Raw genomic sequence first — 21,475 nt, forward strand, 5'->3', positions numbered from 1 at the left:
TGAATTAACGATTGTAAAATCCCCTTCTCTCCTCAGGGACAGGCTACGCCAACAGAGCGAAAAGTGCGGTCTTGGGAAACCCCAAGTGAAACACCTTTTCAAGATAGTGGTGCCCATAGGGTTGGATGGGCCAGATCTTCGCAACAACTCTAGTTATCAGCAGCCTCAGAAGGTTGCCCTAAGCCTTCTTAATCTTCAAACTATCCAAATAAGCCTGTGGATTATCAGGATTGAACTCGATCCCATCGAAGAATTTTTCCACCCCCCGCGAGGTATTGGTGGGAATATCCGCAGCCGCGACACCTAGAGATTGAGCTGCCTTTTTCCAGAGATCCTCGCGATTGACTCCATCGATGAGCTGCTTCGCATTAGCCAGAGTCTCCTTGGGTAAGAAGCCCCAGCGGACACTCTCAGTCAAGAACCAGAGATCGTGGCTCTTATAGGGATAAGAAACACTGCCCTTCGAGTCCTTCCAATACAGCACAGCCAGGGATTTATCATCTACCTTCCGTTCGCCCAAATCATATTTACCCATCAATGGCTCCAGCAACACCTCTTCTTTTACGCCAAAGTATTCGCGGGTGGCTAAGATGCTGGCTAACTCCTTGCGGTTATCAAAGTTATCGCACCACTGTTGAGCTTCCATCACCCCTTTGAGAATTGCTTGAGCGGCTAACGGGTAACGATCGACCCAATCTTTCCGCATCCCTAGATATTCCTCTGGATGGGCTTTCCACATCTCTGCCGTCAAGACAGGGCTAAAGCCAAAACCCTCTGAGACAATCCGATTCGGCCAAGGATCGCCAGTACTAAAAGCGTCCATCGCGCCCCGCTTCATATCCGCTACAGTTTGAGCGGTTGGTACCGTCAATAGCTCGACATCTAGATCCGGATCGATGCCTCCTGCGGCTAACCAATACCGAATCCAGAATTCCTGATTCGCTTTGGGAAAAGTGTAAGCCGCCTTAAACCGCGTGCCGCTAGCCGCGATCTCTTTGAAGTAACTCGCCTTCCCAGTTAGATTCACTCCCAAGCCTTTACCCTTGTGCTTCGAGGCAACCGCGATCGCATTACCCTGAGTATTCAACTGACAGAGGATGTACATCGGTACTTTGGCTTTATCAGTAATAATCCCCTCGGAAATTAGATAAGGCATCGGCATCTGCCACTGACTACCATCCAAGCCCCCACCCTGGGAACCAATCTTAATGTTGTCCCTAGCCGAACCCCAGTTTGCTTGCTTCTCAATCTTGATATCTGTCATCCCATGTTTGGCGAAGAAGCCTTTTGCCAGCGCGACAATTAATGGAGCTGCTTCCACGATCGGGAGATAGCCAAGTTTTGCCGTTGTTACTTCTGGCTCCTCACCTGGTTTAACCGCAGAAGTTTGCGGGGCAGTCGTTTTCACCGATTGAGATGGTTCGTCTGGGGGATTGCCCAAGCAGCCTTTGAGGAGAGGAATAGTAGCCGCAATACCAACGGTGGTGATAAAATGCCGACGAGACAAGCTAGTCATAATGTATATTCCTGGGAGTTAGTGGCGAGTCATTGACGCGATTGGGTGCTCTGGGAGAGCGGCATCAGAACAGACAGCGTTACTTATAGCGATCGGTGGTTAGTAACAATCATGCGGCTGGTAATCAAGTATTGAGCGCAAGTGCAATTATTTCCGAAAAGTTTGCGGAGCTAAAAATTGCCCTCGGTGAACTCAGAGGACTGAAACAGGGAAGGATTAATTTAGTCGCTAGCACCACCGCCAAATATTTTGGGCCTCGGTTGCTCGGCACTTTTCGGCGCAAACATCCTGAGATTGAATTGGCTCTGCATATTACTAATCAAGAAGGTGTCCTCGCTAGATTGGCGAAGAATCAAGACGATCTCTACTTTACAGGCAGACCACCCAGCGATTTAGATATCGAGCTGCGCCCAATCTTGGAGAATCCGCTCGTCGTCGTCGCGCCCTCAAATCATCCATTAGCAGGAAAGACTAACATTCCCCTCAAAGAGCTAGCGACAGAACCGTTTATTTTTCGAGAAGCAGGTTCGGGTACGCGCTTGGTCATCGAGCAGTTTTTAGCCGAAAATCGTGTGGCGGTGGATATCGTCATCGAACTCAGTAGTAATGAAGCCATCAAACAAGCCATCGCTGGGGGCTTGGGTATTTCGGTGCTTTCCCAACATTCACTCGATTTGGAAGCTCAGAATGGACTGCTGACTATTCTCAATGTCGAAGGTTTTCCGATTCAACGTCATTGGTATGTAATTTATCCCAGCGGGAAACAGCTATCGGTTGCGGCGCAAACTTTCTTGGATTTTTCGATCGATCGAGGTAAACAAATTATCGAGCAATTCAGCACAGATCTGATTCCGCACCGATCGCTCGGTTAAGCACTAATCAACATTATTCGTAACTATCCATAGAGATTAAAATAAATTATTTATCTTAATCATAGGTTTTTTCAATATATTGTTTCAGCAATCAAGCAAGATCGGGTTTAGTCGGTGGGTGAAAATAGAAGCATAGAAGAGGATATTTTACCTGATACTTGTTGGTACCTATGGATTTTTCCATCAAGATCGACGTAAAAAAAGAGTTTTGCAATGGTTTGCAGTGGTATCACTAGGACTTTTGTACTTAATTCGTGGATCGCCCAGATTTACATACCCTCTATGTATTGACAAGCACAACAGAGCTATGCAATGATTCTTCTATGATATTTAAGAAAACCATTGATTTTGTCGATTTAATAAATAAATTCTAAAATCTCCTCAACTTTAGATCGTCACTTTAGAAACCCATGCAACATCTCTCTCGTCGGCACTTTTTGCTGGCTGTTGGTGCCACTGGTGGCGCAACCCTGCTCAAAGGTTGCAGCATCAATCCACCCTCGCCAGACTCCTTATCTCCCAAAGCTAGCGCAATGACTCTGGGTTCGGCAACTACTCCAGAGACAACCGTAGTTAAGCTGGGCTACATTGCGATCGCCGAATCAGCACCATTAATTATTGCTAGGGAAAAAGGTTTTTTTGCCCGCCACGGCATGACCGATGTCGATGTCTCGAAACAAGCCTCCTGGGGGGCGGCGCGAGATAATATCGAAATCGGCTCGGCTGGGGGCGGGATCGATGGCGGACAGTGGCAGATGCCCATGCCGCAGTTGATTTCGGAAGGACTGATTACCAAGGGCAATCGCAAAATTCCGATGTTGTCGATGGCACAATTGAGCACCCAAGGTAATGGGATCGCGATCGCCTCACAACATGCTGGTAAAGGCTTTGACTTAGATGTGTCGGGTGCGGCAGAGTATGTTAGGGAAATGAAAGCTTCAGGTAAGCCCTTCAAAGCTGCCTATACCTTCCCCCGTGTCAATCAAGATTTCTGGATTCGCTATTGGCTGGGTGCAGGCGGCATCGATCCGACTAAAGATATCGATCTGATTGCCGTACCCGCCGCGCAAACGGTAGCGAGTATGCGGACTGGCTCGATGGATGGCTTTAGTACCGGAGATCCTTGGCCGTCGCGGATTTTACGCGATCGTCGCAAGTTTGGATTCCTAGCCGTTTTAACCGCCCAAATTTGGCCAGCACACCCAGAAGAATACTTTGCCATGCGCGAAGATTGGGTGAGAAAAAATCCTAAAGCTGCCAAAGCAATTCTCAAAGGCATTATGGAAGCCCAAATGTGGTGTGACGATCCGAAAAATCGAGCAGAAATGGCAGCTATTCTGGGACAACGTAAATACTTCAACGTTCCCAGCGATCTATTAATCGGCCCCTACACGGGCGAGTATGTCCTCGGTGCCGATCGCAAAACAGTTAAGGATGAAAAACTAGCAATTCGCTACTGGAAAGATGCTCGCGGCAGCGTTTCTTATCCCTATAAGAGTCACGATCTGTGGTTCTTAACCGAAAGCGTCCGGTGGGGATTTTTACCCCAAGGGGCGTTAGGTGAAGCCAATCGGATTATCGATGCGGTGAGTGGTGAAATGTTTTGGCGAGAGGCGGCTCAAGAATTGGGCATTGCCAGCGCAGATATCCCCGCATCGACTTCACGCGGCATCGAAAAATTCTTCGACGGTGCCGAGTTCAATCCTGAAAATCCGAAAGCCTATTTGGATAGCTTAAAAATCAAAACTATGAAGGCTTAATCTTGCTATCTGATTAAGTAATAAGTAATAAGTTTTTTGATGACAGGATTTCAAATCCCTATCCTAACAACTCAATTCTCAATTCTCAATTAATTCTGGAGCATCATTATGACCACTGATATCCGTAAAAAATCATCAGGATTTCGGATTGGCAATATGGAAATATCTGCCAAAACCATCAAGAAAAATGTCCTACCGCCATTAATTGCGATTTCTGCGTTCTTAATTCTGTGGGAATTACTATCAGCTTCGGGAATTACCCTATTACCTGGCCCTTCGAGCCTGTTTACCGATGCGCGGACATTTGAATTAGTTCGCTATCCTTTTTACGATCGCGGTGGCATCGATAAAGGCATGTTCTGGCAGACTTGGGCGAGCTTACAACGAGTGGGCATTAGTTATACATTAGCCGCGATCGTTGGGATTTCGCTCGGCATCGCGATCGGTACCAGTGAAATGCTCTCCCGCGCACTCGATCCCCTGTTCCTTTTCTTGAGAACTGTTCCCCCGCTTGCTTGGGTACCAATTTCCCTAGCTGCATTAAACAAAAACGAACCCGCTGCCCTATTCGTAATCTTTATTACCGCCGTGTGGCCGATTTTAATTAATACCGCAGTTGGTGTCAAACAAATCCCCCAAGACTACATTAACGTCGCCAAAGTCGTCCAAGCTTCCAAGCAAAAGTACTTCTTCAACATTCTGCTTCCCTCCGCACTGCCTTACATTTTCACTGGCTTGCGCGTAGCAATTAGTTTAGCTTGGTTGGCAATTATCGCTGCTGAAATCGTGATGTCAGGGATTGTCGGGATTGGTTTCTTTATCTGGGAAGCTTACCAAAATAACTATATTAGCGAAGTTATTCTCGCCCTAGTTTGGATCGGCGCGGTTGGTTTATTGCTCGATACGGCAATGAGTTGGTTGCAAAATAAAATTGTTAAGCAATAACTTTTTGTTTAGCGGTCGTAAGTTATTTGCTCCATTAAGTTGAAATCCCCCTAAATCCCCCTGAAAAAGGGGGACTTCCGGATCCGGTTCCCCCCTTTTTTAAGGGGGGTTAGGGGGGATTCAGGTCTAGAAACGAAGCAATTTAACCAAACCCTATCGACTCCCGATCGCTCAATACCAAAAGCCACTATTAATAATCCAAAATTTATAAATTGCCATGTCAACAGCCGAATTAGTCAATATTAAAGATGCAGGAAAAACCTTCCCGCTCGGCGGTGGGAAAGAATATGTCGCCCTACGCGGTATCGATCTCCAAATCAAACGCGGTGAATTTATCTCGCTAATCGGTCACTCTGGCTGCGGCAAATCTACCCTGCTAAATATGATTGCGGGATTGGATTTAGCGACAGAAGGAGTAGTTACCCTAGAAGGATTAACTATTACTAAACCTGGCCCCGATCGGATCGTAGTTTTCCAGAACTATTCACTATTACCGTGGATGACAGTCAGAGAAAACGTCGCTTTTGCCGTCGATGAAGTGCTGACCGAAAGAACCGCTCAAGAGAGGAAAGAAATCGTCGAGCACTACGTCAATGTCGTTGGACTTTCTAAAGAGATCGATAAATATCCTAGTGAAATGTCTGGGGGAATGCGTCAACGGGTAGCGATCGCCCGTGCCCTAGCCGTTCAGCCGCGCTTATTACTACTAGATGAACCCTTTGGTGTACTCGATGCCCTGACGCGGGGGAAATTGCAAGAACAGCTCGTTAAAATTTGCGAAGACAATCAAATTTCGGCGTTGATGGTGACGCATGAAGTCGATGAAGCCGTGTTGATGAGCGATCGAGTGGTGATGCTCACCAATGGCCCAGCTTCCAAAATTGGCTCGATTTTAGATGTCGATATTCCCCGCCCACGCAAGCGGTTAGAAGCCGTCAAACATCCGAGTTATTATCAGCTTCGGAGCGAGATTATTTACTTTCTCAACCAGCAAAAGCAAGTTAAAAAAATGCGGGCGCGGAAAGTGCAAAATGTTGCCGCCCACGGGTTAGAAAAAGTTAACTTGGAACTCGGTTTCGTGCCCTTAACGGCATGTGCCCCGATGATTATCGCCAAAGAAAAAGGCTTCTTTGCCAAACATGGTTTAGAACAAACCTCCTTGGTGCGAGAATCGAGTTGGCGCGGCGTTGTCGATGGCTTGATTGGCGGTTATATCGATGCAGCAGCCATGCCATCGGGAATGCCCTTGTGGATTACCCTGGGCGGTGCGGGTCAAAGTACGCCCGTGGTTAGCTCTCTCACCATCAGCCGGAATGGTAACGCTATTACCCTCGACAAAAGATTTAAGCAGCGCGGTGTCAAAACCCTCGCCGACTTCCGCTCGGAACTCCGCGCCACCCCCAACCAAATCCACCGGATGGGTGTAGTACATCCCTCCTCCATGCACAACCTTCTGCTGCGTTACTGGCTAGCAAGTGCAGGCATCGATCCCGATCGAGATGTGAGCCTCAAACAAATCCCGCCTGCCCAAATGGTCGTAGATTTGAAAAATGGCACGATCGACGGTTTTTGCGTCGGCGATCCGTGGAACCTCCGCGCCGAAATTGAAGGGATTGGATTTACCGTCGCTCGCGATATCGATATCTGGAACGGTCATCCCGGCAAAGTGTTAGGCTGTCGCCAAGATTGGGCAAACGCCTTTCCTAATACCTTTATTGCCCTGAATAAGGCAATTTTAGACGCTTGCCGCTACTGCGCCGATCCCGCTAATGCCGCAGAAATTCGCCAAATCTTAGCCCGCAAGGAATATATCGGCACCAATATCGATTTTATTCATCTGGGCGGCCCCGATGATATCATCCCTGGGGTAGAATCAGTCGCTCACCATGTCTTTTTCGGCGATGGTGTCAATCGTCCTAGTCGTACCGAACATCTCTGGCATATGGTCGAGATGGCGCGGTGGGGGGATGTGCCGTTCCCTCGGAACTGGGTAGAAGTACTCGAAAACACCTGTCGCGTCGGGGTATTTAGTACCGCAGCGCGGGAATTGGGGATGACTGAGATTTCTTACAGTCGCGGTTCGATTAAGCTCGTCGATGGTTCGACTTTCGACGCTGAAGATCCGATTCGCTATCTCAACAATCTTGAGATCAAACGCGATATCACGCTAGCGGAAATTCACTAACAAATATCTTGGGAAAGTATCTAACCCCAGTTGCTACCTATAGAACCCATTTGAGACCTTTTGAACGGTCTAACCGATATTTGTGGGGTGGGCGGGTTCGGCCGGAAGATAATTGTATTTTGCAAGAATTTCTAGCATAAACCCGCCCTCCCCACCAGAAGATCTCAAATTTTCAACATCAACTATTACAAATTCTAAATCCTATGACTGCTACTTCTGCACCTCGATCGGGAAAATCAAAAAATATCAACCAAGATTTTATCTGCTTTGAAAAAATCACGAAATCTTATCCTTCTAGAGCAGGATTAAATGTCGTAATTCAGGATATCGACCTCACCGTCAAGCAAGGTGAATTTATTTGCATTATCGGACACTCTGGTTGCGGTAAATCCACCTTGTTAAATACACTATCTGGATTTGCCACGCCCAACGCAGGTCAAGTCACCATGAATGGTAAGTTAATTACCAAGCCTGGCCCCGATCGGATGATGGTTTTTCAAAGTTACTCCTTGATGCCGTGGATGACAGCTTATGAAAATGTCTATTTTGGGTTAGATTCAGTCCATCCCAACAAATCGAAGTCAGAAAAAGATCGGATCGTCCGCGATACTTTGACGATGGTTGGTTTGGGCGAGGCAATGGAAAAAAAGCCCACCCAATTATCTGGGGGGATGCGTCAGCGGGTGGCGATCGCGCGGGCTTTTTGTCTGCGTCCTGAAGTCCTAATTTTAGATGAACCTTTTGGTGCGCTCGATGCAATTACTAAAGAAGAAATGCAGGAAGAAGTTTCGGAAATCGTCCGCGAAGTCGGGTGTACGGTACTCATGGTAACTCACGATATCGATGAATGTTTATTCCTTGCCGATCGGTTAGTGATGATGACTGAAGGCCCAGCGGCTGGCATTGGTGAAATTTTAGATATCCCTTTCGAGCGTCCTCGCGATCGCGAACAAATGCTCGAAGATCCTCGTTATTACGACTTACGCAACCGCGCACTCGAATTTTTATATAGCGGGAATTCTCACTAGCTTGAGCGATTTTACCCGATCGAATCTTCGGTAGGCGCAGCTTAAGATTGTCGGGCATATTTCAGATCCCTGACTTCTCAAAGAAGTCGGGGATCTAGCCTCGTTCGGTTAAGCTAAAGTGATAACAAACATCGATCGATCTCCATTGAGCCACGTCACGCTAAAAATATGAGGCAAGCGACGCTACATCAACTCCAAATCCTCGAAGCGATCGCCAGACACGGCAGTTTTACCCGCGCAGCCGAAGAACTCGAACTGACCCAGCCCACAGTTTCCCAACAAATTAAACGGCTCACCGAGACAATCGGGATGCCGCTATTCGAGCAACTTGGCAAACAAATCTATCTGACTGCGGCTGGTAATCAAGTCTTGAGCGCGAGTGCCGTTATTTCTGAAAAGTTTGCGGAGTTAGAAATTGCCATCGATGAACTCAAAGGGTTGAAACAAGGAAAGATTAATTTAGTCGCTAGCACCACTGCCAAATATTTCGTCCCTCGGCTGCTCGGTACCTTTCGGCGCAAACATCCTGAGATTGAATTGGCTCTGCATATTACCAATCAAGAAGGTGTCCTCGCTAGATTGGCGAGGAATCAAGACGATCTCTACTTCACAGGGAGACCGCCTAGCGACCTAGATATCGAGCTACGCCCGATTCTCGACAATCCCCTAGTCGTCGTTGCACCCTCAAATCATCCATTAGCAGGAAAGACCAATATTGCTGTCAAAGAGCTAGCGACAGAACCCTTTATTTTTAGAGAAGCAGGTTCGGGTACGCGCTTAGTCGTCGAGAATTTCTTAGCTGAAAATCGCGTTGCAGTTGATGTGGTAATCGAACTCAGTAGTAATGAAGCCATCAAACAAGCGATTGCTGGGGGTTTGGGTCTTTCTGTCCTCTCTCAACATTCCCTCGATTTGGAAACCCAGAATGGGTTGCTCACCATTCTCAATGTCGAAGGCTTTCCGATTCAACGTCATTGGTATGTAATTTATCCCACCGGGAAACAGCTATCGGTTGCGGCGCAAACTTTCTTAGATTTTTCGATCGCTCAAGGCAAGCAAATTATCGAACAATTTAGCGCAGATCTAATTCCTCGCTGATTTCTCAAAATTTTAGTGCATAAGAATTATTGTAGCGATCGACACCTCCAGATCGATCGCTTTAGCTAGTCAACTGGGTATTGTTAGGTTAAGTTATGTAAATAAACCGTCAAAAGATCGCAGTAGCAATGAAACGGACTGACAACGATACCCTGAGCGATATTCATGATGCTCCCGATCTCCAGAATCTCGTCTGCGATAAACGAGCGGGTAAACGCGCGACTACCGCCAGCAACCGCCGCAATCGTCGCTATGAGAACCGGATCCTCACTGCCCAAACATGTGAAAGTGAGGACGCGTTCGCTGAGGATAATCAATTAAAATCTGTATTGGCTTACTTAGCGATCGCCACACAAGATATCACTAAAGTTTACTCGATTGAACTCGCGATCGGTGTCCACTTGTTGAGCCAACGCAACTCCCAGACAAGTACAATCGTGACCACTACGAACCGTAAACATCATCCGATCGTCAATATCATCGGCAAACTGGCTCTAATTAGTATTCCAGTCGCCTTAATTGGCAGCTTGGTTTGGAATTATTATCTCAATGAAAACCAAGCTGCGCTAATCGCACTAGATGCCAACAGTGGCAAATATCTCTGGTCGTCAGCCCTAGATAACGATATATCTCGAAGGCAGCGTCTAGCCATCGATCGAGATCGAGTATTCATGCAGGTTGGAACAGGCCCGAATCTTGGATCTACTCAACCCACTTATGGCAGGTATAAGATTGTAGCACTCTCTACCAAGTCTGGTCGAGAGATATGGTCGTCGCCCCCACCAGGGCAGAGTGAGCGACGTATCGTAGATATGTCAGAAGTATCGTCACCCCTGCGAGTCGAGCGCAATAAATTGTGGCTAAATACTATAGTGTCCGATTCGCCGATTTTACAGGTAGAAAGCGATGGAAATGAGGTTGATACTCCCCGCGATCGAAGACGTATTAGACCAGGAAAAGTCATGAATTTCGACGCTCAAACTGGCAAGACCAATTGGTCGATCGATCGCAATTTGGGTAACGGATATCTCGAATACGATCGAATTGCCACCAATGACTCTACCACCGCAATTTTGAAACTTAGTTCCACCCTAGATATCAACATCGAAGCCTACAATTCATCGAGTGGCAAGCAGCTTTGGAAAACTATCGTTACAAAATTCGACCCTAAATCGACAGATCCTGTATTCGATCGTTATAGGCTTGTAGCTAATTCAGGAAAAATTTTTGTGGTTGATAGAGTCACAGCAAAAATGTCTGGTTATCAGTGGGATACGGGTAAGCTCATCTCTCAAATTTCACTCAACAGTGACTCAACCTTAAACCAAAACAATCTGATATTTGCCTATGACACAACAGTTTATCTGCTCAGTAATATACCTAATGCGAAGATTAGTAACACTAAGATTACTGCATTAGACCCAAATACTGGCAGTCGTCGCTGGGATCTCGACCCCAATAAATGTTCTTATTTGGAAGTGATTTTATCGCTGCAATCTGGCACTTATGCAGCATGTGTTTTCAGCGGACGCTATAATGAATTCTTAAACTATGGAATACTCGCGATCGACAGTAAAACTGGTAGAGAAATGTGGCTAAAGCAATCTCCGCTGGGCAACGAACATAGCCTAAAACGCATAGTTAGCAACTCTAAAACTGTCTACACAATGGGTTTCGATAATGATAATGTCGCGACCGCATTAGCGAACACTGACGGTAAGGAGCGGTGGAAATGGCAACCCCCGTTTGGGATATATGAAGGGACGACCGCAGTCGATGAAAATCGATTCTTCGTTCTCGCATCAGTTCCCCGCTGGCGGCTGATATTGAAGAAGATCGATTAGCTGAGTAGATATTGCTATTTTTTAAAGTTACTGAAGCAATAAACGATCGGAGCGAACCTCAGAAATCGGTAGGGCAAATGCTCGATCTATTCCTATAACAAGCCACGATAACGGATAAACAACAACATCACCGCCCATGAACCCAAGGCAACCTTAATGGCGACAAGCACATTGAGAATCGGGATAAATCCACCACTAATTAAGGTACCTAACTCGCCGTGGGGCAATTCTACACCAGAGAGATTAATTGCGGCGATGACGATGAAAGCGATGGCGGAGATTTTTTCCCAGGTGGCGGCGTGCCAACGCTGGTAGAGTAAATCCATCTCTGCGGTAGAGGAGGTAATTGCCACTAAGCCGATGGCGGTACCACCTGCGACACCTGCGGCAAAACCACCACCAGGGCTGAGATGTCCGCGAATTGCTAGTTCGATACTAACTAATGCGGCAATTGTCGCCCCTAGTCTGGCTAAGACGATCGAGGGTGAATCGGTAAATTGGTAAACTGTGGTAGCAGGTTGTTCGGTAGAAAGCAAGAATTTTACGCCTAAGATGGAGATCGTGAAGACGACGACTTCAAAGATCGTGTCGTAGAGCCGATTTCTCAAGATGATTCCCGATACCGCATTGGGGATACCTGTCTCGCGGACGATCGTTTCGACGATCGTGATTTGTGATAAGTCTGGGAGCGCGTTGGAAGTCACCAAGATTTTGATTCCCAGGGCGATACCTGCTAGTAAATAAATCCATCTCATGGCTGTGGCTCCGTGACAGTTAGGTTACTGGCTAAGGGGTTAAGGTAGGTGAGGTTGATGTCTGAGGGAAGTGCCGATCGCATCATGTCATGCAGGCTGGGAATTCTGGTAGTAATCTCGACTGGTGGTGGGGTAGAATCGTCGAGTCGGGCGGGATTGAGGACAATTGTAGTGTGGATGTCGCGATCGAGCAATGCTTGGCGCAAAGTCGGCAAATCATCGTAAGCAACTAGTTCGAGTCTCAGATAATGTTTGCTAAAAATTGTGCGTAAATCCTCGATCTGTCGTTGGCGGAGCCGATCCAGCGGAGAATCGAGTGTAGTCTCATTCCTCAAGATGCCCAGCCGTACTACCATTGAGGAGCGTACCGCGATCGCATATAGGGAAATCGCGAGTAAAGTACCCATCAAAGCTTCGGTTAGAGCCACATCCGCCGCACCTAGAATTGAATAGATGAGGGCGGCGATGGCACCGAGAATACCGCGCAAAATCAGTGCATTGTAAGGATTGGATTGAAGTACCAACATCAGCGCAGAGATTGGCAGCAGGGCAACGATCGCATAAATATACGGATCTGTCATGACTCCTCCTGGCTACTCGCACAATAGGCTAATACATAGCCCAACATCGTATTCCACAGTGCCAACGAGAGAATGGCGAGGATCAGTAATTGCCACTCGCTGGGCAGTTTTAGCAGCAATCCAAACACGATCGCCATCGAGCCGAGGGTATCTGATACTGATAGACTGTGTAACTTGAATAATACCGATCGTCTGCCTAGTAGCGGTAGAGTCCCCCAAAACCAGAAGACGATCCCACCGCCGATACAGAAATAACTAAGAATGTCAATCATGATTTATCCATCCGTTTTAATACCTACAACATTGGTGTTGTTGGGTTTCGTGCCTCAACCCAACCTACATACTCACAGCGGTTTCTAGTCGTTGGCTAGTCTTGGCGTGGGCAGGGAGTCTGTCGATCGGGTGTTCTCCATTCGTTTGAGTAACTGTGCCAGTAACATAAACCCAGCATTGCCCACGCTCAAGACGATCGCGCCGACTACGCCAATCATCCAATCATCCCGCAAGACAGATACCACCAAAATAATAATCGATGCCTTACTAGAAACGCTGGATAATGCCAACATTTTCTGCCAAACATCATCGGCTTTCCACGCTGCATAGATCGGGATTAACAGCGCAGCAATCATCACCATCAAGATAAAATTCAAGATTGCATTCATAACTTCCTTCTCCGTTTAACTCGATGAACTTCATATCCACCATCTTGGTGATATTTACAAACGATTGTTTTGGGTGTAAAAGTAATTAGAAAAATATCTAGAAATACCAGCCCAGAAGATCGATTTGGCGGCACCCTTTCGATCTCGATATCTTCAGCCTGATGGGGACGAAAAATCATTTCGATCGCTTCGATATAAGCGATCGGAATTGCCATTACAATCTTACCCAGTGCCTGGAGCCAATCCCGCAATGAGCCGATCGAACGTTGAGTATGGGGTAATATTAGGGAGATAACAATTCCGATCGCGATATTCTCTACGCTCAGATCGGATGTGAGCAGCAGCCAAATAGTTAGTCGGAGAATGATGTTTAGATAACCACTCATACAAATGTCGCCCAAAAGAGTAAAATTGATACCAACGTCATCACGCCAATTAGATCGTCGAATTGCTCGAATATTCGGGGTAATTTGAGTGACGTTCGCCTAAAGATCGCTAGATAAGCTAACCAACCCGCAGCAATAATCGCGATCGCCTTAATGGTATTTTTAAGATCGTATGCCTCGAAATAGACAATATTTGCCACGACTAATCCGCCAATTAATAAACCGATCGCCAGCCAAAAGCCTAGCTTAGGCGGCTTAGTATTCATACCTGCTTGATGTGGTAAAAAAATAAATTTAGCAAATGAAATAGCCGTCCCTACCGCCACCATATTCATCGCGATTTCTTGCCACGGCAAGAGATTTTTCATCGTCAATACCTTCGCCCCAAAACCAGATAGTAAGGGGAAGCCAGAAATTGAGAATCCGGCAATCGCTAGAAAAATCCACAGCGTGCGATCGATCGGTTGCTGCTGTAATTCTTTAAAGTTACGACTCGGTAACGCCCCCGCCAGCATAAATAGTCCCGATTTAACCAAGCCATGCGTCAGGGCATAAAATCCGCTCACTTCAGGAGCCGCCAGCATAAAACCCAATTGAGAAACGGTGTGAAATGCCAGCATCCGCTTGGTATCCTTCTCAAACACTGCGTATGAAACGCCCAAAACCGCCGTCCCCACCCCGAAAACTCGAATAATGGGGTCAACCTCATCTAAAATCAGCGCACACCGTACCAGCGGATATACCCCCGCTTTTACCACAATTCCCGACAACATTGCCGAAACTGGCGTTTCTGATTCGGAGTGAGTCATGGGCAACCACAAGCCGGAGACAAATACCCCACCCTTAGTCAGCAGCCCCATAAAAATTAGCGCGAGAGCCTCTGGCGGCGATCCGCGCAAACCTGCAAAGGTAAAGGAATGATGCGCTTTATAGACTAGCACCGCGCCGACTAAATAAAATAACATCGCCACGTTACTGACAAGTAGATACCGCAATGCCACCCAAATCGATCGATCTGTACGCGGGTAAGCGATTAAAAGTGCCGCAGCAATGCCACTTACCTCCAAGGCAACATACAAACTGACAAAATCCGTACAGGCAAACGCCGCATTTAGACTGCCATGCAGGATAATTAATTGCCCATAAAAAAATGCCTCTTTATCATGCCAACAGTAGAGAATTACCGCCGCAGTGACGAGGGCATTGGTAAGAATAAAATAACCGCTGAGTGAATCGATTAATAACGTCACCCCGAAATTATCGAGTAACAGCAGCTCGATCGACGATCGAGAAGTTATAAGCTGTAACGCATATCCCGCCGAACCGATCGCGGCGAATATCGCTAGGTAGCGATCGAGTTTTGGTAATAAGAAAATTAAAAATCCCGCCACAAATGGCAGGACGATCCAGGCGATCGAGATAGTATTCATTAACTATTCTCCTGCTCGATTTCGCGGGTATCCAAGGTGGGATGATCCTTTGCCAATTTCATCGCCCCAACTAACATTAAAGCCTGAATCGAAAACCCAATCACGATCGCGGTTAAAATCACCGATTGCGGGACTGGATCGGCATAAAGGGCATTATTCTTGGCATTGCCTGCAATCGGTGTAACCAAACCACCCCGCGCAGCAATCAGCACGTAGTAAGCAATTACCCCCGTACTCATCACATCCATTGCAAAAACTTTCATCACCAAATTCTGTTTGAAGATGATGGCGAAAAATCCACATAATATCGTTGCTAATGTAAATGCTTCTAACACCATTGAGATAAATAGAATTAACGATCGATTCTGGTTAGAAGCGAAATTGGTTTGAATCCCGCTTAAAAAGCTCGCGCCCCAGTTGAGAGTGTACCGCACCAAGCAGGGTACCTTCAATTGACAGCATCCAGCGATCGAGCTGAGTCTCAATATTACCGATCGATCACAACTAAATGAAGGTAAAGCAATCGTCGAAGCTACGTGAGCCGATTAGCTGTGACTGACAGTCAGGACATCATTTTGCGCCAGACAACCATCCTCCAGATGGACGATCCGATCGGCTATATCTAAAATCCGGTTATCATGAGTCACCATCAAAATAGTTGTCCCCTGCTCTTTGGCAAGTTTCTGCATGATCTCGACGATTTCTCGTCCCGATTTCCCGTCTAGGGCGGCAGTCGGTTCGTCCGCTAATACCAGCTTAGGATGGCTCATCAGGGCACGGGCGATCGCGACGCGCTGTTTTTGACCCCCAGAGAGGTTTTCGGGGTAGTATGACTTGCGATCGCTCAATCCGACGGCATCGAGCATTTCTGTCGCGCGTTCTTTGATTTCCTTACTGCTCATGTTGTCGTGGAGCTGTCCTGCCATCTGGACATTTTGTTGAGCAGTCAGAGACTTGAGCAGGTTGTGAGCTTGGAAAATATAACCGATATTTCGCCGCACTTCGATAACTTTGCGTTTACTCGCCCCCACCATTTCCACACCCAATACTCGCATACTCCCCTCTTGAGGCGATCGCAATCCACCCGAAAGTGTCAGCAGGGTAGTTTTCCCAGAACCAGATGGCCCAGTCATCAGGACGATTTCGCCTCGACCGATTTGGAGGTTGATATCGAATAAAACTTGCTTTTTGAGGTTTCCTTTCCCAAAGTAGTGATTGAGCTGATGGACATCAACGACTATATTATTGTCGAGACTACCGATCTTTACTAAGTCTTGGTTTTTAGGTTTGAAGGTTAGCATCTGATTAGGTGTTAGGCTTTGGGCTTTAGGTTTTAGATTCGATCGCTTGTTAAGTCAATAGTCCGAATTCTTTTATTGCTGGTAAAAAGTTGTTATTTTCGTGTTGCGATCGAGTTAACTTAATTAATGCAAATCTTTGAATCGTTGTCAGATTTGCCCATTGGGATCGATCGATTTTTACACCCTCTTCAGTGGCTTTAGTCATGACGCTTTCGGGGATTTCGCGATCGTTCGACCAAGGTGGCTGCGGATCGATCGGGAGTAAACTAGCCTCATGTCCGGTATGCTGGAAGATTAATTGAATCACATATTCTTTATAAGCAATTATCTCGGAATCTCGATCGCATGGCAACTCAACCAATTGCTCGCACTCTAATTGATTAAACCGATTCCATTCGGCTAACTTTAATTTCACACCACAAGTATCCAACTTCAGCCGCACGATCATCGGAATACAGCGCAACGAATCAACAAAATCCGCTTCAAATTTAAAAAATGTAGTCATCTTAGAGCTTAGGGTGAAATTATAAACTATCAACTATCAACTATCAACTATCAACTAACTCCTGACTCCTGCCATAATTAGATCGATCGATTCTTGTCGATGGCGTTGGAGTAAATCTTTTCCTAGCAACCGTTTACCAGGCCATAGATATTTGAGATTTTCCTGAGCCGTGAAATAAAATGCACAAGTCCCGACAATATTTACCGCCGTATGTCGGGGTTCGAGTGCGCGAAAAACACCCACCATCATTCCCTGGTTCAAAATTTCGATAATTGTGCCGTAGAGTAAATCACCTAACTGTTTCGGGTAGTATTTACCCTTGTTTTGAATTGCTTCGAGGGAGAGAATACTCCCAATCCGAGGGTTTTGGGACATACAGTCGAGCATCTGTTCGAGCAGCCTGACGAGTGCTGCCTCGGGAGGTAAACAATCGAGTTGGAGTTGCTCCATCATCTCCAGAGCCTCAGTAAAACAACGCCCTAACACCGCTCGATACAACTCTTCCTTACTTAGGAAATAATAGTAAATCGTTGCCTTGGTGACACCTGTGTGGGCGGCGATGGCTTCCATCCGCGCCCCAATCAAACCCGTCACGGCAAACTCCACCTCGGCGGCATCCAAGAGTTGAGTCTTTGTCGCTTCTGGATTACGGCTGAGGGTTGTCGCTTTAGTAGTCTTTTGCTTGTGAATTACGGGCATTATATAGAAAGATGCAGCAGGTTATTTAACTAACTGGTTAGTATAAGACAGTCTCCATACCCCATTATGTCATAGGCTTCAGGGATTGTAACTTAATTGACATATATTTTAAATTTGGGTTAAACTAACTAATGAGTCAGTAAATTTTTTAGGGCAAACAGAGGGACAACTCGTACAACCAACATGGCAGAAGATAACTTTGTAGTCGATAAATTTAAGAGCCTCAACCCTGCTACTCGTTGGACTGCCATCGGTGCCACAGCAGCAGCGATCCTATTATTACCAGCCGGATTATACTCGGCGGGAATATTTGCCCAGAAACCGGAAGCGGCAACTCAGAGTAATATCGTTGTCGTCAAGCCGCAATCAGCCGCTGTCACTTCATTAGGTAGGTTAGAACCATTAGGCGAAGTCATTAAAATCTCGGCACCCAGTACCCAGAGCGGGAAGGGAACATTGACACAATTGCTAGTCAAAGAAGGCGATAAAGTCAAGCAAGGACAAATAATCGCCATCCTTGACAATCGTCAACGGTTGGAAGCAGCATTGTCAAGAGCTACAGAAGATGTCAAGGTATCTCAAAACAATCTCGCTAAAGTCAAAGCTGGAGCCAAGCAAGGGGAAATCGGTGCCCAAAGAGCCGAAATCGCTCGACTCAAGAGTCAACTCCAAGGCAATCGGGATACTTATGTGGCGACAAAAGCGCGTCTAGAAGCCCAACTCAAATGGGAACCCGCCGCCCAAGCTGGAAAAATTGAAGCCCTCAATGCTCAACTAGCTGGAGAAAAGCCCACCCAATTAGCTACCATCCGCCGCCTCCAATCGCAACTGAAAAATACGGAAGTAGACTACAAACGCTTTCAACAACTGTATACCGAGCGAGCGATCGAAACAACTAGATTGGATGCCAAGCGGCTCGAAGTCGATACCATCCGCGAACAAATTGCCGAAGCTCAGTCCAAATACAACCAGACTGTAGCTACGCTCAACCAGCAGATTATCGAAAATAAAGCCACCCAGAATAAACTCATCAGCATCACCCAACAACAAATCGCGGAAGCCAAAGCCAACTACGACACAACTCTAGCCACCACCACCCAACAAATCGCCGCAGCCCAAGCCACCCTCAGCAAAATCTCCGAAGTCCGCCCTGTCGATGTCGAAGGTGCCAAAGCCGAACTCAGCCGCGCCCAAGCTACCGCCCGTCAAGCTCAAGCCGAACTCAGTGAAGCTTATGTTCGTGCGCCCAGTGCGGGAGAAATCCTCAAAGTCCACTCTAAAGCTGGTGAATCTCCCAGCGACAAGGGCATCGTCGAAATGGGACAAACTAGTCAAATGGTAGCCGTCGCCGAAGTCTACGAAAGCGACGTTCGCAAGCTCAAAGTCGGACAATCTGCCACCATTACCAGTGAATCTGGGGCATTCAGTCAAAATCTGCGCGGTACAGTCAGCTATATCGGACTCCAAATCGGTAAGCAAGACGTGCTCAATACCGATCCTGCCGCCGATTCCGACTCCCGCGTCGTCGAAGTCAAAATCGCGATCGATCCCAGCGACAGCACCACTGTCAGAGGACTAACCAATTCCAAGATCGCCGTCAAAATCAACACTCAGTAGTTATATTCCCTGCGATCTCCCCATCGATTCACCATTGACCATTCACCATCCACCATTCACCATCCACCCACTACCCCAGATGCCCAACTCGATACAGGTACGGGAGCAAGTCAATAATCTAGGCACCCCTAATCAATGTTTAAAAAAATCCCCCTCGCTTGGTTACAACTCAGCCACGAAAAAATTCGACTACTAGTCGCGATCGCGGGCATTAGTTTCGCTGATATCCTGATGTTTATGCAGCTAGGATTTCGCGATGCTCTATTTGATAGTGCCGTCAAATTTCATACCAATGTCAACGGGGATATATTTTTAGTCAGCCCTCAATCGACGGCATTAATTGCCATGAAATCTTTTCCGAGACGGCGACTTTATCAATCCCTCGCCTTCAAAGGTGTCGATTCAGTTACACCGATTTATCTGGGCTTTGGGATTTGGAAAAATCCCGAACAAAAAAATACCCGCCAGATTATGGTGATTGGCTTTAATCCCGCCGATAAACAACTATTCCAACTCCCAGGCATCAGTGAAAACATTGACAAAATGCAATTGCCAGATACCTATCTATTTGACGAAAAATCTCGCGAACAATTTGGTCCCATCGCCAAAATATTTAACTCAGGGCAACGCGTACAAACAGAAATAGACGGACGCAAAATTGATGTTGGTGGTTTATTTACCCTCGGTGCATCATTTGGTGCCGATGGGAATATCATGACTAGCGATACCAACTTTGCCCGGATGTTCAAACAACGCGATCGCGGATTGATTGACGTTGGCGTAGTAAAATTACAGCCAGGGACAGATGTTCCAGCAACTATTGCCGCGATGCAGGCATCTTTTCCCAAAGATGTCAGAGTGTTTTCTAAAGAACAATTCATCGACTTCGAGAAGAGTTATTGGCAGAGTGGCACCTCGATCGGGTTTATTTTTACCCTCGGTACAGTGATGGGCTTTATCGTCGGAATTGTAATTGTCTATCAGATTCTTTACACTGATGTTGCCGATCATTTATCTGAATATGCCACCCTCAAGGCGATGGGCTATACAGATTTTTATCTATTAACTGTTGTCTTTCAAGAAGCATTAATTCTCTCGATCGTTGGCTTTTTCCCTGGCATGTTAGCCGCCGTGGGACTCTATACGATGACGCGAAATGCTACGAGTTTACCACTGCTGATGACTGTCGCTCGTGCAACCACAGTTCTGATCTTAACTATGATTATGTGTACAATTTCTGGCGCGATCGCGGTTCGCAAATTACGCGCAGCCGATCCCGCAGATATGTTCTAATGTCGATCGAGATGTAGTGTAGGGTGTGTTAGGCATCAGCCATAACGCACCAGGATCGATCCCTTATCGATTTAATTGGTTCTCGTTCGCGTAGCGTAGGCAAAGCCTAATCGATTCCTGGCTACGGCGTAAACAAAGATAGACAGATCCAAATCGATCGAGTCACCATAGTATTAACGATCGATCGTCAGCATGAGTTAATACTATCGATCGAGTATAAGTCAAGATCGCATATTGCCATTACCTTCGGTAGGCGATGCCAACGAGTAAATCAATCACGATCGATATTAGAGATAGAGGATGTCAAATCGATCGGCACAACAAGCCCTCACTGCTCCGTCAAGGTTCGATCGTGGGCAGTGTCGTCCCAGTAGTAGTGGGACGACACGACTAAAAACGTGGGTAAAGCGATCGCTCAAAATATTACTAATTGTATTTTTCAGAGTTCTGAATGCCCACAGTTTTAGTCGTGTCGAGCCACTACTATGGGCGATACAACAACAATTAGGATTAGCCAGTGCCGTGGTTTTGGGGAAACGCCTCAAAACCACGGCACGCCTGTTTGAATATTGCATCATCGATGCCGCAGCGATCTCAATTGGCACTGACACGGAAGTTTGACACGATGAGTCGAAAATATAAGTAGGGAAAACCTGGCAAAATGATCGATCGCAGGTCATAGAGCCTTTCCTGAAGATCCGCCCGATCTCCTCGTTCCTTGGCCGATCTATTTTAGACTCGCTCGAAATAGATTTGTCGTGCGTCTTTACCGACCCAGCTCATCTAACTCCTAACGATAACAGTGCATGGCATCGACTAGAATTAACTAACCGTAGCTAGAACAACAGCATGGAGCGAAACTACACCTTCAACTTCAACACCGCAGCCACCTTAACCGCCCTTCAAACCGCCCAGATCGAACCCTTCGACTATTATCAAGCGCGGCTCGATTTATACAATCTGTCGCTGATGGCAGACTACGACCAACTATCTTGTCT

The 21,475-nt window shown here is 46.8% G+C and carries 21 protein-coding genes; 10 read left to right on the forward strand and 11 right to left on the reverse strand.

Annotation, left to right across the window (positions count from 1 at the left end; genetic code table 11):
• Positions 1 to 178 precede the first annotated feature (178 nt).
• On the reverse strand, positions 179 to 1,516 hold the full coding sequence (locus ACEW9J_RS22650) for a CmpA/NrtA family ABC transporter substrate-binding protein (protein WP_373547338.1): 1,338 nt from the start codon (positions 1,514 to 1,516) through the stop codon (positions 179 to 181).
• Between the two features lie 95 nt (positions 1,517 to 1,611).
• Between ACEW9J_RS22650 and ACEW9J_RS22655 the strand changes: the two genes are divergently transcribed.
• From ACEW9J_RS22655 to ACEW9J_RS22685, 7 genes are all read left to right on the forward strand, one after another.
• Positions 1,612 to 2,388, forward strand: coding sequence for a LysR substrate-binding domain-containing protein (locus ACEW9J_RS22655; protein ID WP_373547339.1), 777 nt, complete (start codon positions 1,612 to 1,614; stop codon positions 2,386 to 2,388).
• Positions 2,389 to 2,798: 410 nt separating this feature from the next.
• Positions 2,799 to 4,148 (forward strand): CmpA/NrtA family ABC transporter substrate-binding protein, encoded by a 1,350-nt coding sequence (locus ACEW9J_RS22660; protein ID WP_373547340.1) that lies wholly within the window; start codon positions 2,799 to 2,801, stop codon positions 4,146 to 4,148.
• Positions 4,149 to 4,256: 108 nt separating this feature from the next.
• On the forward strand, positions 4,257 to 5,093 hold the full coding sequence (gene ntrB / locus ACEW9J_RS22665; protein ID WP_373547341.1) for a nitrate ABC transporter permease: 837 nt from the start codon (positions 4,257 to 4,259) through the stop codon (positions 5,091 to 5,093).
• A 217-nt stretch (positions 5,094 to 5,310) separates the two neighbouring features.
• Positions 5,311 to 7,278 (forward strand): nitrate ABC transporter ATP-binding protein, encoded by a 1,968-nt coding sequence (locus ACEW9J_RS22670; RefSeq protein ID WP_373547342.1) that lies wholly within the window; start codon positions 5,311 to 5,313, stop codon positions 7,276 to 7,278.
• Between the two features lie 203 nt (positions 7,279 to 7,481).
• On the forward strand, positions 7,482 to 8,306 hold the full coding sequence (locus tag ACEW9J_RS22675) for a nitrate ABC transporter ATP-binding protein (protein WP_373547343.1): 825 nt from the start codon (positions 7,482 to 7,484) through the stop codon (positions 8,304 to 8,306).
• Positions 8,307 to 8,474: 168 nt separating this feature from the next.
• Complete coding sequence (locus ACEW9J_RS22680) at positions 8,475 to 9,404, forward strand: LysR substrate-binding domain-containing protein (protein ID WP_373547344.1); 930 nt, start codon at positions 8,475 to 8,477, stop codon at positions 9,402 to 9,404.
• Positions 9,405 to 9,532: 128 nt separating this feature from the next.
• Entirely contained in the window at positions 9,533 to 11,248 is a 1,716-nt protein-coding gene (locus tag ACEW9J_RS22685) for a PQQ-binding-like beta-propeller repeat protein (protein ID WP_373547345.1), read from the forward strand.
• Between the two features lie 92 nt (positions 11,249 to 11,340).
• Here ACEW9J_RS22685 and ACEW9J_RS22690 read toward each other — a convergent pair whose 3' ends face one another.
• From ACEW9J_RS22690 to ACEW9J_RS22735, 10 genes are all read right to left on the reverse strand, one after another.
• On the reverse strand, positions 11,341 to 12,003 hold the full coding sequence (locus tag ACEW9J_RS22690) for a Na(+)/H(+) antiporter subunit B (protein WP_373547346.1): 663 nt from the start codon (positions 12,001 to 12,003) through the stop codon (positions 11,341 to 11,343).
• Entirely contained in the window at positions 12,000 to 12,584 is a 585-nt protein-coding gene (locus ACEW9J_RS22695; RefSeq protein WP_373547347.1) for a DUF4040 domain-containing protein, read from the reverse strand. The genes ACEW9J_RS22690 and ACEW9J_RS22695 overlap by 4 nt, the downstream gene beginning before the upstream one ends.
• On the reverse strand, positions 12,581 to 12,856 hold the full coding sequence (locus ACEW9J_RS22700) for a monovalent cation/H(+) antiporter subunit G (protein WP_373547348.1): 276 nt from the start codon (positions 12,854 to 12,856) through the stop codon (positions 12,581 to 12,583). The genes ACEW9J_RS22695 and ACEW9J_RS22700 overlap by 4 nt, the downstream gene beginning before the upstream one ends.
• A gap of 84 nt (positions 12,857 to 12,940) precedes the next feature.
• Positions 12,941 to 13,246 carry a hypothetical protein gene (locus ACEW9J_RS22705; RefSeq protein WP_373547349.1) on the reverse strand — a complete coding sequence of 102 codons (306 nt, stop codon included), beginning with the start codon at positions 13,244 to 13,246 and terminating at the stop codon, positions 12,941 to 12,943.
• On the reverse strand, positions 13,243 to 13,632 hold the full coding sequence (locus tag ACEW9J_RS22710) for a Na+/H+ antiporter subunit E (RefSeq protein WP_373547350.1): 390 nt from the start codon (positions 13,630 to 13,632) through the stop codon (positions 13,243 to 13,245). Before ACEW9J_RS22710 ends, ACEW9J_RS22705 begins: the two co-directional genes overlap by 4 nt.
• Entirely contained in the window at positions 13,629 to 15,062 is a 1,434-nt protein-coding gene (locus ACEW9J_RS22715) for a cation:proton antiporter (protein WP_373547351.1), read from the reverse strand. Before ACEW9J_RS22715 ends, ACEW9J_RS22710 begins: the two co-directional genes overlap by 4 nt.
• Positions 15,062 to 15,397, reverse strand: coding sequence for a cation:proton antiporter subunit C (locus ACEW9J_RS22720; RefSeq protein ID WP_373547358.1), 336 nt, complete (start codon positions 15,395 to 15,397; stop codon positions 15,062 to 15,064). Before ACEW9J_RS22720 ends, ACEW9J_RS22715 begins: the two co-directional genes overlap by 1 nt.
• 210 nt (positions 15,398 to 15,607) lie before the next feature.
• Positions 15,608 to 16,363 carry a DevA family ABC transporter ATP-binding protein gene (locus tag ACEW9J_RS22725; RefSeq protein WP_373547352.1) on the reverse strand — a complete coding sequence of 252 codons (756 nt, stop codon included), beginning with the start codon at positions 16,361 to 16,363 and terminating at the stop codon, positions 15,608 to 15,610.
• 49 nt (positions 16,364 to 16,412) lie between these two features.
• Entirely contained in the window at positions 16,413 to 16,868 is a 456-nt protein-coding gene (locus tag ACEW9J_RS22730; protein ID WP_373547353.1) for a nitrate reductase associated protein, read from the reverse strand.
• A 54-nt stretch (positions 16,869 to 16,922) separates the two neighbouring features.
• Positions 16,923 to 17,567, reverse strand: coding sequence for a TetR/AcrR family transcriptional regulator (locus ACEW9J_RS22735; protein ID WP_373547354.1), 645 nt, complete (start codon positions 17,565 to 17,567; stop codon positions 16,923 to 16,925).
• 183 nt (positions 17,568 to 17,750) lie between these two features.
• Between ACEW9J_RS22735 and ACEW9J_RS22740 the strand changes: the two genes are divergently transcribed.
• From ACEW9J_RS22740 to ACEW9J_RS22750, 3 genes are all read left to right on the forward strand, one after another.
• Positions 17,751 to 19,184 (forward strand): HlyD family efflux transporter periplasmic adaptor subunit, encoded by a 1,434-nt coding sequence (locus ACEW9J_RS22740; RefSeq protein ID WP_373547355.1) that lies wholly within the window; start codon positions 17,751 to 17,753, stop codon positions 19,182 to 19,184.
• A 135-nt stretch (positions 19,185 to 19,319) separates the two neighbouring features.
• The gene (gene devC, locus ACEW9J_RS22745) at positions 19,320 to 20,477 is read left to right on the forward strand and encodes an ABC transporter permease DevC (protein ID WP_373547356.1); all 1,158 of its coding nucleotides are present in this window, start codon (positions 19,320 to 19,322) and stop codon (positions 20,475 to 20,477) included.
• 300 nt (positions 20,478 to 20,777) lie between these two features.
• Positions 20,778 to 21,098, forward strand: a complete 321-nt coding sequence (locus ACEW9J_RS22750) for a hypothetical protein (protein WP_373547357.1) — start codon at positions 20,778 to 20,780, stop codon at positions 21,096 to 21,098.
• Positions 21,099 to 21,475 lie beyond the last annotated feature (377 nt).

Source organism: Chamaesiphon sp. (assembly GCF_041737865.1).
In the GTDB taxonomy this organism is placed as follows: domain Bacteria; phylum Cyanobacteriota; class Cyanobacteriia; order Cyanobacteriales; family Chamaesiphonaceae; genus Chamaesiphon.

Coding starts and splice junctions, on each gene's coding strand:
- ACEW9J_RS22715 (WP_373547351.1), bottom strand. CDS start 15,062: ATGAATACTATCTCGATCGCCTGGATCGTCCTGCCATTTGTGGCGGGA.
- ntrB (WP_373547341.1), top strand. CDS start 4,257: ATGACCACTGATATCCGTAAAAAATCATCAGGATTTCGGATTGGCAAT.
- devC (WP_373547356.1), top strand. CDS start 19,320: ATGTTTAAAAAAATCCCCCTCGCTTGGTTACAACTCAGCCACGAAAAA.
- ACEW9J_RS22690 (WP_373547346.1), bottom strand. CDS start 12,003: ATGAGATGGATTTATTTACTAGCAGGTATCGCCCTGGGAATCAAAATC.
- ACEW9J_RS22675 (WP_373547343.1), top strand. CDS start 7,482: ATGACTGCTACTTCTGCACCTCGATCGGGAAAATCAAAAAATATCAAC.
- ACEW9J_RS22730 (WP_373547353.1), bottom strand. CDS start 16,868: ATGACTACATTTTTTAAATTTGAAGCGGATTTTGTTGATTCGTTGCGC.
- ACEW9J_RS22710 (WP_373547350.1), bottom strand. CDS start 13,632: ATGAGTGGTTATCTAAACATCATTCTCCGACTAACTATTTGGCTGCTG.
- ACEW9J_RS22685 (WP_373547345.1), top strand. CDS start 9,533: ATGAAACGGACTGACAACGATACCCTGAGCGATATTCATGATGCTCCC.
- ACEW9J_RS22670 (WP_373547342.1), top strand. CDS start 5,311: ATGTCAACAGCCGAATTAGTCAATATTAAAGATGCAGGAAAAACCTTC.
- ACEW9J_RS22695 (WP_373547347.1), bottom strand. CDS start 12,584: ATGACAGATCCGTATATTTATGCGATCGTTGCCCTGCTGCCAATCTCT.
- ACEW9J_RS22750 (WP_373547357.1), top strand. CDS start 20,778: ATGTCAAATCGATCGGCACAACAAGCCCTCACTGCTCCGTCAAGGTTC.
- ACEW9J_RS22700 (WP_373547348.1), bottom strand. CDS start 12,856: ATGATTGACATTCTTAGTTATTTCTGTATCGGCGGTGGGATCGTCTTC.
- ACEW9J_RS22725 (WP_373547352.1), bottom strand. CDS start 16,363: ATGCTAACCTTCAAACCTAAAAACCAAGACTTAGTAAAGATCGGTAGT.
- ACEW9J_RS22660 (WP_373547340.1), top strand. CDS start 2,799: ATGCAACATCTCTCTCGTCGGCACTTTTTGCTGGCTGTTGGTGCCACT.
- ACEW9J_RS22735 (WP_373547354.1), bottom strand. CDS start 17,567: ATGCCCGTAATTCACAAGCAAAAGACTACTAAAGCGACAACCCTCAGC.
- ACEW9J_RS22680 (WP_373547344.1), top strand. CDS start 8,475: ATGAGGCAAGCGACGCTACATCAACTCCAAATCCTCGAAGCGATCGCC.
- ACEW9J_RS22740 (WP_373547355.1), top strand. CDS start 17,751: ATGGCAGAAGATAACTTTGTAGTCGATAAATTTAAGAGCCTCAACCCT.
- ACEW9J_RS22705 (WP_373547349.1), bottom strand. CDS start 13,246: ATGAATGCAATCTTGAATTTTATCTTGATGGTGATGATTGCTGCGCTG.
- ACEW9J_RS22650 (WP_373547338.1), bottom strand. CDS start 1,516: ATGACTAGCTTGTCTCGTCGGCATTTTATCACCACCGTTGGTATTGCG.